Genomic DNA, 12,966 nt, shown 5'->3' on the forward strand with positions numbered 1-12,966 from the left:
TTTACTCTCTTATTATCTATTTTTGGTCAGCTTTTCTACTCGGATGGTGACTGCACGTTTGTGAGCGTCGAGACCTTCCGCCTCCGCCATCGTAACCACAGTCGGAGCGAGATTCTGTAAACCTTCAGCCGATAACTCTTGCACGGTCATTCGTTTAGAAAAGTCGGCAAGGCCAAGGCTTGAGAAAGTACGAGTATACCCGTAAGTTGGAAGCACGTGGTTAGTTCCCGACGCATAATCACCTGCAGATTCAGGAGACCAATCGCCAAGAAAGATAGAGCCCGCATTATCTAGTAGTGGAAGTAGCTCACGAGGGTTCTTCGTTTGCACAATTAAGTGTTCTGGGCCGTAATAGTTAGAGATAGAAACCGCTTGTGTGATTGACTCAGAAATAATAATCAGACTTGAAGCCAACGCCTTCTGCGCGATGTCTGCACGAGACAAGGCTTTTAGTTGACGCTGAACGGCATCCGTTACTTGATCCGCGATAATAGGTGATGGTGTCACAAGAACCACCTGTGAATCAGGGCCGTGCTCAGCTTGGCTTAACAAGTCTGCTGCGATGAAGTCTGGATCTGCGGTTTCGTCTGCAATCACAAGAACTTCAGAAGGGCCAGCCGGCATGTCAATCGCAGCACCACGGAAGTCATTGCTTACTTGACGTTTTGCTTCCGTCACATAGGCGTTACCCGGGCCAAAAATTTTATCCACTTTGGAGACGCTTTTCGTACCGTACGCCATTGCAGCGACCGCCTGTCCACCACCGACATTGTAAACTTCATCAATGCCGCACAACTTGGCAACGTACAAAATTTCATCTGCAATTGGTGGAGGAGAACAAAGCACCACTTTACGACAACCAGCGATTTTTGCAGGCACGCCCAACATCAATACTGTCGATGGCAATGGCGCGCTACCACCAGGAATATACAACCCTACTTTTTGAATGGGACGTGTCACTTGCTCACACATCACACCAGGTTGTGTCTCCACTTTAATTGGTTGTGGCTTTTGTGCTTTATGAAATTTAGCAATGTTGCTGTAAGCCTGCTCTAGTGCTTGTTTCATTTCCGCAGAAAGGCGCTCTGAAGCCGCATTAATTTCTTTGGATGGAACTCGGATTGATTCCGGTTTTACACGGTCAAACTTCTCTGTAAGTTCTAATAGCGCTGCGTCACCTTGAGTACGCACCTTTGCGATCACATCCGCAACTGCAGCGGTAATGTTCGCGCCTTCCGCAATGGCAGGACGCTCTAAAATTGCATCTTGTTGCTCTTCACTCAGTGATTGCCATACAACAGTTCTCATTGCCGTTACTCCATCATTTTTTCAATTGGTAGCACTAGAATTGAGCTCGCACCCAGTTCTTTTAGCTGTTCCATGGTTTCCCAGAACAAGTTCTCTGTACTCACCAAATGAACGGCAACTTTCTGTTTGTCTGCTGATAGTGGTAAAACGGTTGGGTCTTCTGCGCCCGGCAGTAATGCTTTAATTTGCTCCAACTTTCCAGCTGGTGCGTGCAGCATGATGTATTTTGATTCTTTTGCCTGTTGAACGCCTTGCATGCGAGTTAGCAATTTATTGATCAACTCTGCTTTGTCTGCATCGAACTCACCAATGCGTTGGATAAGCGTCGCTTTGGATCTGAAAATGACTTCGGCTTCTTTCAGGCCGTTTGCTTCTAATGTTGCACCTGTAGAAACCAAATCTGCAATCGCATCCGCTAAGCCCGCTCGTGGCGCAACTTCCACAGAACCAGTGAGCATACAAGTTGAGAATGGCACGCCGGCTTCATCCATGTACGCTTTAAGAAGTTGAGGGTAAGTCGTTGCGATGCGTTTGCCTGCGAGATCTTGTGGACCGTTGTATTCTTCATCTTTATCGATGGCGATGGACAAACGGCAGCCACCAAAATCCAGTCGACGAAGTTGAACAAACTCACATGGCTCACCCAAAGCTTTGCGATCAAGACGAACTTCTTCTAGTTCGTTTTCTCCGATGAAACCAAGGTCAACCACGCCATCCATGATCAAGCCAGGGATGTCGTCGTCACGAACCAAAAGCAAGTCAATTGGCATGTTCTCTGAGTGAACAACAAGACGCTCACCCATTACGTTAAATTTCACGCCGCATTGCTTTAGTAGAGCTTGGCTCTCTTTGCTAAGACGACCTTTTTTCTGAATTGCAATTCTTAAGCGTTGTGTTTGCATTGCTTTATCCCTGTGCAAGATTTTGATATCTAAGTAATTTTTAAACCAGTAAAACTAAAAAACCCTCGAGAGATTGGCGTCTCCCGAGGGTTTAAAATCTGTTCTTACTTTGATTTTCACCTCCGGGAGTTTCCTGCCTCCCGGGTATGCGTACATCTCCCGAAAGACTAGGCTGGGTGATGATGGTGATGAATGTTCATTACAAAATTACGCATACTTATTTAAGACTTTAGTTAGTTGCTTCGTTAGTAACCACACTAACCAAGGATTCTTAATTTTTCAATACCGAAATTGAACTTTTCTTAACTATTTTTTCAAGACTATGTTTTTTAAGTGTTTATTTTTGGTTTCATTGCGATAGAGTGCAAGAAATGAAGTTGCTATACAACGATTTTCCTAGCAAAAAAAGTCCCTAGTATAAATTTTCCCCGAAACAAACATTTAGACTTTACCACCCACAGTAATTAACAAACTTCTCAATAAAGAGACGTTCACTCACGATTGAGACGGCTAATTCAAAACTATTATTTCAGTGGGGCAAAAATAGTGATTAATGATGAAACTGCGAAAAGGTAGTACCAAACAAACGGTGCAATTCAGCGAGGCGGAGCTATATCCTCTTATTGGGAATAGCGCTTGTATCCACGAGCTTCGAAATGCCATTAAAAAGTACGCGCAATGTGACGCTGAAGTACTCATACAAGGTGAAACTGGTGTGGGTAAAGGGTTGTGTGCTCGACTCATCCATCAGTTATCTAGTCGACGCTCATCACCCTTTGTAGAGGTTAACTGCGGTGCGATTCCAAGTGGCTTGATTGCTTCCGAACTTTTTGGCCACGAAAAAGGTGCATTTACAGGTGCCATTTCTGACCGGATTGGTTTTATTCAAAAAGCACACAAAGGCACTTTATTTCTCGATGAGATTGGAGATATGCCTTCGGATCTTCAAATACACCTCCTTCACTTTTTAGAAAGCAAACAAATACACAAAGTAGGTGCGGATAAATTTATCGATGTTGATTGTCGTGTGATTGCCGCCAGCCACGTGGATTTAAAAAGCGAAGTCGTACAAGGAGAATTTAGGGAGGATCTATTTTATCGACTCAATATATTACCGCTGACTATTCCTCCACTTCGAAAAAGAGGCAAAGACATTTTGATGCTGTCTGAGCACTTTTTAACAGATTTATCTCATGGTCAAGTACACAACATGTCCGAAGAAGTGAAAGCAAAACTGCTTAAACATCGTTGGCCTGGAAATGTACGTGAGCTGCGTAATGTGATTCAGCGAGCAATTGTCATGTGTGAAGACAATACCCTACTCGTTGCTGATTTAGGGCTTGAGAACAGTGAAAGGCAATTACTCCCTTCTGTTGATCAAATTGACCTCGACTATTTGTTACAGGCCATCGAAGAAAATAAACACAATATGAGCGCAGCCGCACGCCATCTAGGTATTTCTAGAACAACACTTTATCGGCTGATTAAGAAGTACAATATCAACAGGTTTTTATCCAAATTAAGGACAACAACTCTTGCGATATCTTCGTTAGCTATCATGTTTGCTGTACCAGCTTTCGCTAGATTAGATGGCGCAATATTCACGACGACACCTGCTGGTGATATCGTCAATGAAAATGTCCGCTACGAGTCTAAACAAGAAGTATTTTTAGATGGAGGCCCTGGGCCTAACGCACCAAGGACAGCCGCAGCACTGCCTGCTGGTTTGTATTATTTTCAAGTTACCGATCCATCAGGTAAATGTTTGTTATCAAGTACTTTAGATAGCGCAGACACCAACGGTGGTACCTGCTATCAAGATGTAAAAATCAAAGGCAAGAACGCTAGAAACGCCGAAGAGTTTTACGCAGAACCATTAGCCTGTCGTCTTTTCTATTTCGACGGTGAAGGTGGTGTGACATATATGAATGACGTCGTCACGCTCACTCAAGAAGTTAAAGTTCGCGGCAAAATGGTCACCCAATCGATAGACATAGAATGTCGACATCAATTGGGAAGTGAGTATTTAGATGTCGACCCTACTTCTCTGCCTGATGGAGAAACCATACAGCTATTTCCATTTGCCAACACACCTAACTCCGGTGGGGTTTACAAAGCTTGGGTATCCACAGCAGCGAGCGTAGAAGCCGCTTGTGAAGGTACTGACCTGTATGGCGAAGAAACTGGTGAAAACTGTGCCGGGTTCTTTGGATTTATCCCTCGATTCTCGAAAACAGATAACTTCAAAGCGAAGACTGCAGAGCCAGAACCGCCAAACTTTGATATTGCTTTTCGTGCGTTCCACGACAGAAACCTGAACTGCCAATATGATCCTATCATCGATGAAGTTATTCCTAATTGGGAGTTCGGTATTCGTGACTTAGCGATGGAAATGGGTGGTATGCGTAATACTAAACTTTCCAATGATTCTCCTGACGAGCCAATCACGTTTAGTGTTTTTGGGGTTGAAGACCATCAATGGAGCTTAGACCAATTCATGTGGTGGGCGAAAAAAGTTGGTTTTACCGCAATGAACACCCCATTCACTCACTTCACAACCTTCGCGGATTTAAGAGACTTTGCACCGACGTTCGAAGATGGCGATCTGCATATAGGCTTTGCAAACGCTCTAGCATGTCAAACCGACTTCGACGAAACCATCAAACGTTCTGCTGGTGAGGACACAGATGAAGCCAGCGGTAATGAGGAGAATGACGTTGGTTTCATGCCTAGTGCTTGGGCTCAACCAACCTTTAGTGATGATCCCGTGTTAACCATCCGTTTTGGTTCTATCGGCATTGCCAATCTTAAAGTGTGTAAGTCGTTCGATATGAACGGTAACGGTATTCATGATGAAGGCGAAGGCTTGATTCCGAATTGGCCGGTCAACCTTTACATACCTGACAGTGTACCCGTTCCTAAACCATTCAACCCTGAGTATCCAGAAAATGGTGAATTCTTAGTGATAGAACAACTTCTTCTTGATGCCGGTGTTCTTCCAGAAGGCGAGAATTTAGCGGAAGTCGATGCCAATGGTTACGTACAGCGGATGACAGGAGAGGATGGCTGTGCCACATTCTTCGTTCTCGTTCCAAATGTTCGCGGTGAAGATCCCGCGCCTTATGAAGTGAGCGAAAGCCTTTCTGCTGCATGGAACAATATCAGTGATCACACCATTTCGTTCGACGTAAAATCTGTCATGAAAATGGAAAATGGCGTCCCTCTCATTATCGGTGAAGTTTACAACCGCAGTGACGCACTTAATGGTAATGAAGTGCACTTCAATAACATTTGTGAAATTACCGCAGACTTTGACACCAAAGGTTACTGGCACAACAAAAATGGCTTAAGTGAACTAACTGAAGCCGATAGAGTATATGTGAATGGATTAGCCCCTTACGCCTCTCCAAGTAACTACTTTGGATCTGGTGACGAGCCATTTGACGGTAAATTTACTGGTGGAGAGCCAGTTGAAGCAGCATTTAGCGGCGATTCTGCTACTTGGATGGCCGGGACTTGGCAATCCGAAGTGTCACAATTCTTGGTCGATAGCAATGGCAACGCGGACCTTAACGAGCATAAAGAGCAGCTAGCTCAGCAACTGCTTGCATTTATCTTTAACACTCGACATCGCCCAACCTCTGAGGGTTTAACCCAAACTACCGTTATTTGGTTTGGCGATCAGTGGATGTCTATTGGAGATATCATTAGTAACGCGGTCAGTGCTTGGGAAGGTTCAGTCATCACTCAAATTGATCAGATCAAGACGGTTTTGGATGGTTTGAATAACAACAATGATGTTCCAATTCTGCCATCGTCGTATGAAGACTGTCCAACACCTGACTTCACACAACCAGAATCTTAAAGGTTATCCCCAAAAACGCGATTGCCCCCCTCACCTAAATCGCGTTAAAAAAAAGCTCCGCTAGTTACTAGCGGAGCTTCCTCTTTTCAACAAATCATATTGCCATTAAGCGCTCTGACATGATGCTATTTTCGATTTCGACAACCATGATAGAACAGCACAGACGATAACAAATGTAATCGACGCTGCAATGAAAGAGAACGCGATTGACGTTGTCATACCAAGTGCAATAAAGCCGACACATGAAACCAAAGCAACTGACAGCGCATAAGGCAACTGAGTCGATACGTGGTCGATGTGATTACAACGAGCACCTGTCGAAGACAAAATAGTCGTGTCCGAAATTGGTGAACAGTGGTCACCGAATACTGCACCGGCCAAAACCGCACTTAGCATAGGAAGCATTAGTGCGATGTCAGTTGCACCCGCCATATCACCAGCGATTGGTAACATGATACCGAATGTACCCCATGAAGTACCGGTTGAGAACGCCATTAGACCCGACAACAAGAACAGGATTACAGGTAACCAATGCGGATTAATGTTACCTTGAGCCATAGTCGATAGGTACGACCCCGTCTTCATGTCACCGATAACAGAACCGATTGTCCACGCAAACACAAGGATAAGAATCGCACCAAACATCGATTTAGCACCAATCCACAGTGTACGAGTAATCTCAGTCAGTGGTAGACCTTGTTTTAGAACAGTAAACAGCGCAACGGCCAAACCAAGCAAGCTACCGTAAATAAGAGACGTACCCACATCGGTATTCTCGAATGCACCTAACAATGCAAACTCTTTACCATCAGCAGCCAACGCTTGACCACCGGTGTACATCATCGAAGCAATTGTCGCGATGATAAGCGTAACAATCGGTAGGATTAAGTCAGAGACTTTACCTTTTTCGCTCTCACGAATGTCCAACTCTTCGTTGAGCTCATGCGCTTCTTGAGTGTCGTTCTCTTTGTCTTTGTCAAAACCACGACCTTGAGACGCTGCAATTTCATGCTCGCGCATCTTGCCGATATCTAGACCAAACCACGCGACTGCAAACACCATTAACAGCGCAAATACAGCGTAGAAGTTCATTGGGATAAGACGCACATACGCCCCAAGCGCTGAATACTCAGTAATACCGTGTGATACTAAAATACCGCCGATGATAGTAATGATGTAAGCACCCCAACTAGAAGCTGGCATGATGACACACATAGGTGCAGCGGTTGAATCTAGGATGTAAGCCAGTTTCGCACGAGATACATAGAAGCGATCCGTTACTGGGCGTGAAATCGCACCTACAGCAAGACTATTAAAGTAATCGTCGACAAAAATGAATACGCCTAAAAAGGCTGCAAGAAGTTTAGAGCCGCGTTTACTTTTCACACGAGACTGTGCCCATTCAGCGAATGCGCGAGTACCGCCAGAAAGTGTCAATAGAGCCGTTGTCATGCCTAATAGAATTAGGAAACCAACAATGCTCATGTTCCAAGTGTTAATTCCACCATCTTCAATGAAGACAGAAGACACTTGAGTACCTACATAGCTTGCAGTACCACCAATTGACCAGCTGTTAAGTAGAACCGCACCAAGCGCGATACCCACACCAAGAGAAACTAATACACGTCGAGTCAGAATCGCCAATGTCAGAGCAACAATAGGAGGCAATAATGAAACAGGAGAATGAGAAAAATCTATTAAATTCATGATCTTCAAAAACCAAAGTTTGGCTAGAGATCTACTGCAGACAAGTCACGCCTTCTTTATAAGAAACGTGCTCATGTTGAACTTAGCGACAGGGAAGCGAACACTCCACCCAACCCTACAGTAGCGCTCCATAGTTTAATGTAAATATACTATGGCAGTGTTGTTCCTTTCAGATACAACCCCAGCAAGGCGTTTTGATATACGACTTACTTCGGCAATCTTCGCCTTCCACTATTATTCATTGGCATCACCCCAATAATAGCTACTCTTCGAGACTGCGCCTCTACGGCAACAACAAACAATTAACCGTCAATTGTACAAATTAACAACAAATTGTCTGCAATATTGCATCAGGTAGCAGCCATTGTACTTATGATGAGAACCAATGCAACACATCAAACTAAATTAAACTAATAAATAATCGCCAACCCAATTTATAAACGTCGAACAAACAAATTGAGTATTGTGCAACTGACATCACGTTAATTTGGTTGTTTATGAAACTTTATTACTACCATAAAAATATCATGGATTATCTAATATCGATAATTTAAAGAAATATGAATAACAAATACCGTACACATTACAGCTTTCGTTTTCTGTTGCGCAAATACAAAGCGTGCCTTTATAAAAAACACCATTCAATAACTCGCTTGATTAGAATAATCACGTAAAACTTGAATTCACTATCTATTAAGATTTATTTCGAGTTAATTAATATTAGTTTTCAGTCAAAAAATAGCTCAATTTAAACAAAATCATGATTTAGCATTTGCACATAAGGAAAAGATAAAGTTAAATATAAGGACTTATCTTTATTTGTAGATTGGTATTATTTAATCGTAACGATTAAAAATGCCAAACACGTTAACCTATTAATAGGAATCGTTATGTCAGAGCTGACTAAAACACTTCTAAATATCCGTAGCCTTCGTGCATTTTCTCGTGAGCTGACTCTAGAACAATTGGAAGAAGCTCTAGATAAACTAACTACTGTTGTTGAAGAGCGTCGTGAAGCTGAAGAAGCAGAGCGTGAAGCACTAGCACAACAAGAAGCTAAGCTAGCAGAGATTGCAGAAAAAATTGCTCAAGACGGTATCGACGTTGAAGCACTAATTAGCGCACTATCTGGCGAAACTAAGACTAAAGCAAAATCTAAGCGTGCTCCTCGCCCAGCGAAGTACAAGTACATCGACACAAATGGCCAAGAAAAAACTTGGACAGGCCAAGGCCGTACACCTTCTGCAATTCAAGAGCAACTTGACGCAGGTAAATCACTAGACGATTTCCTAATCTAATCGTTCTTGTTTAAAAAGGCTCCCGTTGGGAGCCTTTTTTATTTGTCTTGCGCAAATAAAAAATGGCGTATTTTTTCAAACACGCCATTTTAACATTAGTTATAAAGTGGTTAATTCGAGATGAATTAACGTTCCCAGTATGCTTCTTCCAAACTGTCTTCTCGCTCTGGTAAGCCACGAGACAGACGAGGAGAATGTTGCACGAGAACTTCGTAGCTCGCACGGTTCGCATATTTACAAACTTGAGAAAAAGATGAGTAAGTTAAATACTCATTGCTGTGCTTGCTAGAGTTAGGCACATTTTCTTTATGGTATTTATTTGCCGCCATGTCATGAAGAACAGCAGACAACGCAGCATCACCCGCACCGTTTGTGTTCTTAATTTTCTCTGGACCGCCCATGTAAGGAGAAATATGCGAATAAACTCGAATTGGATTCTGACAGGCATCCTTTTTAGCCGGACGGCTGAACTCGTAACGATTAAATTCAGCAATCGAGCCAGGAAGTAATGGCAACGTGGTTTCACGCTTCGCACTGTCTTCAGTGTAACCCGCCATAAACAGACCAACAGGACCTGCGGTACATAACACCATATCAGCCCACTCTAGCGTCTTATCAGAAGCGGCTAGCGGATCCGTTTCGCCTGTTAGCGCTTCTGCTTCGTCTTCGTTCATTGCGACAACAGAAACGTGTTCACGAATAAAGTCTTGCCAGTATTTAGGATCGTCTTGAATAACAAACTTCGTACCTAGCGTTAGTACAACAGGAACGTCGTTCTTCTTCGCAAACTCAATGGCTTTCATTGTTGCTTCAGGCATTGGATCGCCTTCTTTACAACGAACTAAGTAAGATGTCAGTACTAGTGCAGAAGCATTTTTGAAAATTTTCTCAGGAATGCTGTCTGGATGAAGCTGGTTCATTTGACCTTCGCTGATCGCAAAAGTACGTTCACCGTCTTCAGTGATCAAAGCAAAACAACGACCGATAGCACCATCAACACCTTGCAGGTAATTCAGATCCATGCGGCTCGATGTATTACAAAGGTAACGATAGCCGTAGCTGCCGATTTTGATATCCTGGCTCATCACACCAAGCAGCGTAGAACGATCGTCTGCAAGAACCGAGTAGTTATGAAGTGTATTGCCAATCGTACCACCAGCGTATTCGTTAGTGATCAGATTCTCTTCTTTTAGTTGCTGGTATAGCTCTTCTGCTTTTACATCATCAATAACCAGCGAGTGACCTTTACTCAAACCGTACTTTTCAATCACATCTGACGTTACTTTTGCCTCGATATCCACCAAAGTTTGGTCAATACCGATGATGTGAGTGCGCGTCATCTTCTTGCTTTCTTGTGCTTGGCTCACCAAAGGATCACGAGCATGAACAGGAAAATAGTGCTTCGATTTGCGTTGTCCAGGAAATTTCATATTGTTAGTCTGAGTAAGGGGATGAAAAGGAGAACGGATTCTATACCGCTAATAATAAAGCGGCAATAAAAGCAATTATAGCAAACGTTTGCTGGATGCTTTTTTCTTCCGGGTTACTTATTCGCCTTCCATGAAGCTCAGATCAGGCAGCTGATTTAGGTGTTCAGTGTAACGCTTTAAATTGAACTCCCCTTCGTTTTTCATTACATCAAAGATTTCAATCGACATAGCACATGCCATCATAGCTACCGCTTCTTCTCTTGGTGTACCAGTCATCATCAAACGCATCAATGTTTCTTTAACTTTGATAGGGTTCCCATCTTCAAGCTGATTCTCAACAATTTCAATCAACTCAGCTTCTTGCATAAATTGGTTTTCGTCATTCATTTATATTGTCCTCTTGGATTTTTGCCAACTATGCCATATATATCCTTTCTATACTTATGAAATTACTATTTAGTGATGCTGTTGCGGAAAAAGGCAGCAAAAACGAATTGTGATTTCGATCTCGGATCTGTCACCGGTCTGTGGATTCTGTTAGAATCTGCGTCCCGTTTATTTTAGTGGTGTTTAGTAATGTCTGATAACAGCCAAAAGAAAGTCATCGTCGGTATGTCCGGCGGCGTTGATTCATCTGTTTCTGCGTATCTTCTAAAGCAACAAGGCTACCAAGTAGAAGGCCTGTTCATGAAGAACTGGGAAGAAGATGACAACGAAGAATATTGCACAGCAGCAGAAGATTTAGCCGATGCTCAAGCAGTATGTGACAAGCTAGGCATCCACCTACACACCATCAACTTTGCAGCAGAATACTGGGATAACGTATTCGAATACTTCCTTGCAGAATACAAAGCAGGTCGTACTCCAAACCCAGACATCCTTTGTAACAAAGAAATCAAGTTCAAAGCATTCCTTGAATTCGCTGATGAAGTGCTTGAGGCAGACTACATTGCCATGGGTCATTATGTGCGTCGTTCTTTCCCTGAAAACGGCGAAAAGCCACAAATGCTGCGTGGCCTAGATAGCAACAAAGACCAAAGCTACTTCTTGTACACACTAAGCCACGAACAAGTTGCTCGTAGCCTATTCCCTGTAGGTGATTTGGAAAAACCAGAAGTTCGCCGTATCGCGGAAGAACAAGGTCTAATCACAGCGAAGAAGAAAGATTCAACAGGCATCTGTTTCATCGGTGAACGTAAATTTACTGAGTTCCTAGGCCGTTACCTTCCTGCTCAACCAGGCAACATCGAAACGCCAGAAGGCGAAGTTATCGGTCAGCACCAAGGCTTGATGTACCACACACTAGGCCAACGTAAAGGCCTTCATATCGGTGGTCGTAAAGGCGGCGGTGGTAACGAAGACCCGTGGTTCGTAGGTGAGAAAGATCTCGACCGCAACGTGCTTATCGCCGTTCAAGGTAAAGACCACCCGATGCTAAAATCAGAAGGTCTACTTGCATCACAACTTCACTGGGTAGATCGTGAACCAATTCGCGATGTTATGAAGTGCACAGTGAAAACTCGTTACCGTCAACAAGATATTCCTTGTACAATAATTCCTATCGACGACGAGAACATTAAAGTGATCTTTGATGAGCCACAAATTGCCGTGACTCCAGGTCAATCAGCCGTGTTCTACAAAGATGACGTTTGCTTAGGTGGTGGTATCATCGAGCAACGCATTAAATATTCTCAAGCTTAGGAGTTGTTACGTGGCGAATACACTTTATGACCGTACTATCGCTTTCGCTGGTATTTGCCAAGCTGTTGCTTTGGTTCAACAAGTTGCGAGAAACGGACATTGTGATCAAGATGCTTTTGAAACATCCATGAACGCCATTTTGAACACAAACCCAGCCAATACTATTGGCGTATTCGGTCGCGAAGCCGACCTAAAACTTGGCCTTGAGTGTTTGGTGAAAGGGATTGATAGCACCCCATCTGGCAGTGAAATCACCCGATACATCATTAGCCTAATGGCATTAGAGCGTAAACTAACCGCACGCACTGATGCCATGTCTCAGCTTGGTGATCGCATCCAAATGGCGAAACGCCAAACAGAACACTTTGAATTGCTAGAAGATCAAATGATCAGCAACCTAGCAAGCATTTATCTTGATGTAGTGAGCCCAATCGGCCCTCGTATTCAAGTAACTGGCACACCATCGGTATTGCAGCAAACCGCCAACCAACACAAAGTTCGCGCTTTGTTGTTATCAGGCATCCGTAGCGCGGTACTTTGGCGTCAAGTGGGTGGCAAACGTCGCCACTTAATCTTCGGACGCAAGAAGATGGTTGAACAGGCTCAAATCCTGTTAGCCAGAATGTAATTCCATAGCTCGCGTTCATCGCGAGCTAATTTTTTTGACTAAAACAAATCTCGCGCAAACGTTTGCGCAATATTCGTGACAATTGCCACAGTTATTGGTATAAAGCTCACGAAATTTAGAAACCCAA

Annotated in this window: 8 protein-coding genes, 1 pseudogene, 1 riboswitch and 1 other annotated feature; of the genes and pseudogenes, 4 read left to right on the top strand and 5 right to left on the bottom strand. The window is 43.5% G+C overall.

The features are described 5' to 3' along the window. Nucleotides 1–12 precede the first annotated feature (12 nt). Together hisD and hisG are read right to left on the bottom strand one after the other, a co-directional pair. Nucleotides 13–1,308, bottom strand: a complete 1,296-nt coding sequence (gene hisD, locus UF05_RS00940) for a histidinol dehydrogenase (RefSeq protein WP_045546133.1) — start codon at nucleotides 1,306–1,308, stop codon at nucleotides 13–15. Between the two features lie 5 nt (nucleotides 1,309–1,313). Next, complete coding sequence (gene hisG, locus UF05_RS00945) at nucleotides 1,314–2,210, bottom strand: ATP phosphoribosyltransferase (RefSeq protein ID WP_005480403.1); 897 nt, start codon at nucleotides 2,208–2,210, stop codon at nucleotides 1,314–1,316. A gap of 54 nt (nucleotides 2,211–2,264) precedes the next feature. After that, nucleotides 2,265–2,402 (bottom strand) — a sequence feature (His leader region). 364 nt (nucleotides 2,403–2,766) lie between these two features. Between hisG and UF05_RS26215 the strand changes: the two are divergent. Beyond that, a pseudogene (locus tag UF05_RS26215) lies at nucleotides 2,767–3,711 on the top strand (sigma-54 interaction domain-containing protein); the annotation flags it as partial. Nucleotides 3,712–6,180: 2,469 nt separating this feature from the next. Here the strand turns inward: UF05_RS26215 and tet(35) are convergent. Then, nucleotides 6,181–7,782: a tetracycline efflux Na+/H+ antiporter family transporter Tet(35) gene (gene tet(35) / locus UF05_RS00960; RefSeq protein ID WP_005495724.1), complete on the bottom strand. Its 1,602-nt coding sequence runs from the start codon at nucleotides 7,780–7,782 to the stop codon at nucleotides 6,181–6,183. 113 nt (nucleotides 7,783–7,895) lie between these two features. Beyond that, nucleotides 7,896–8,076, bottom strand: a riboswitch (Lysine riboswitch). A 596-nt stretch (nucleotides 8,077–8,672) separates the two neighbouring features. Here tet(35) and UF05_RS00965 point away from each other — a divergent pair. Next, nucleotides 8,673–9,080 carry a DNA-binding protein H-NS gene (locus tag UF05_RS00965; RefSeq protein ID WP_005460020.1) on the top strand — a complete coding sequence of 136 codons (408 nt, stop codon included), beginning with the start codon at nucleotides 8,673–8,675 and terminating at the stop codon, nucleotides 9,078–9,080. Nucleotides 9,081–9,205: 125 nt separating this feature from the next. Here the strand turns inward: UF05_RS00965 and UF05_RS00970 are convergent, their stop codons facing one another. Together UF05_RS00970 and UF05_RS00975 are read right to left on the bottom strand one after the other, a co-directional pair. Next, complete coding sequence (locus UF05_RS00970) at nucleotides 9,206–10,510, bottom strand: inosine/guanosine kinase (protein ID WP_005459989.1); 1,305 nt, start codon at nucleotides 10,508–10,510, stop codon at nucleotides 9,206–9,208. Between the two features lie 117 nt (nucleotides 10,511–10,627). Continuing rightward, nucleotides 10,628–10,897, bottom strand: coding sequence for a hypothetical protein (locus UF05_RS00975; protein ID WP_020840382.1), 270 nt, complete (start codon nucleotides 10,895–10,897; stop codon nucleotides 10,628–10,630). A 189-nt stretch (nucleotides 10,898–11,086) separates the two neighbouring features. Between UF05_RS00975 and mnmA the strand changes: the two genes are divergently transcribed. Both mnmA and hflD read left to right on the top strand, forming a co-directional pair. Further along, nucleotides 11,087–12,211, top strand: a complete 1,125-nt coding sequence (gene mnmA, locus UF05_RS00980) for a tRNA 2-thiouridine(34) synthase MnmA (protein WP_005459992.1) — start codon at nucleotides 11,087–11,089, stop codon at nucleotides 12,209–12,211. Nucleotides 12,212–12,221: 10 nt separating this feature from the next. Continuing rightward, complete coding sequence (gene hflD, locus UF05_RS00985; RefSeq protein WP_005459996.1) at nucleotides 12,222–12,839, top strand: high frequency lysogenization protein HflD; 618 nt, start codon at nucleotides 12,222–12,224, stop codon at nucleotides 12,837–12,839. Nucleotides 12,840–12,966: the final 127 nt, after the last annotated feature.

It is taken from the genome of Vibrio sp. S457-15 (assembly GCF_000960545.1).
Lineage (GTDB): Bacteria > Pseudomonadota > Gammaproteobacteria > Enterobacterales > Vibrionaceae > Vibrio > Vibrio parahaemolyticus.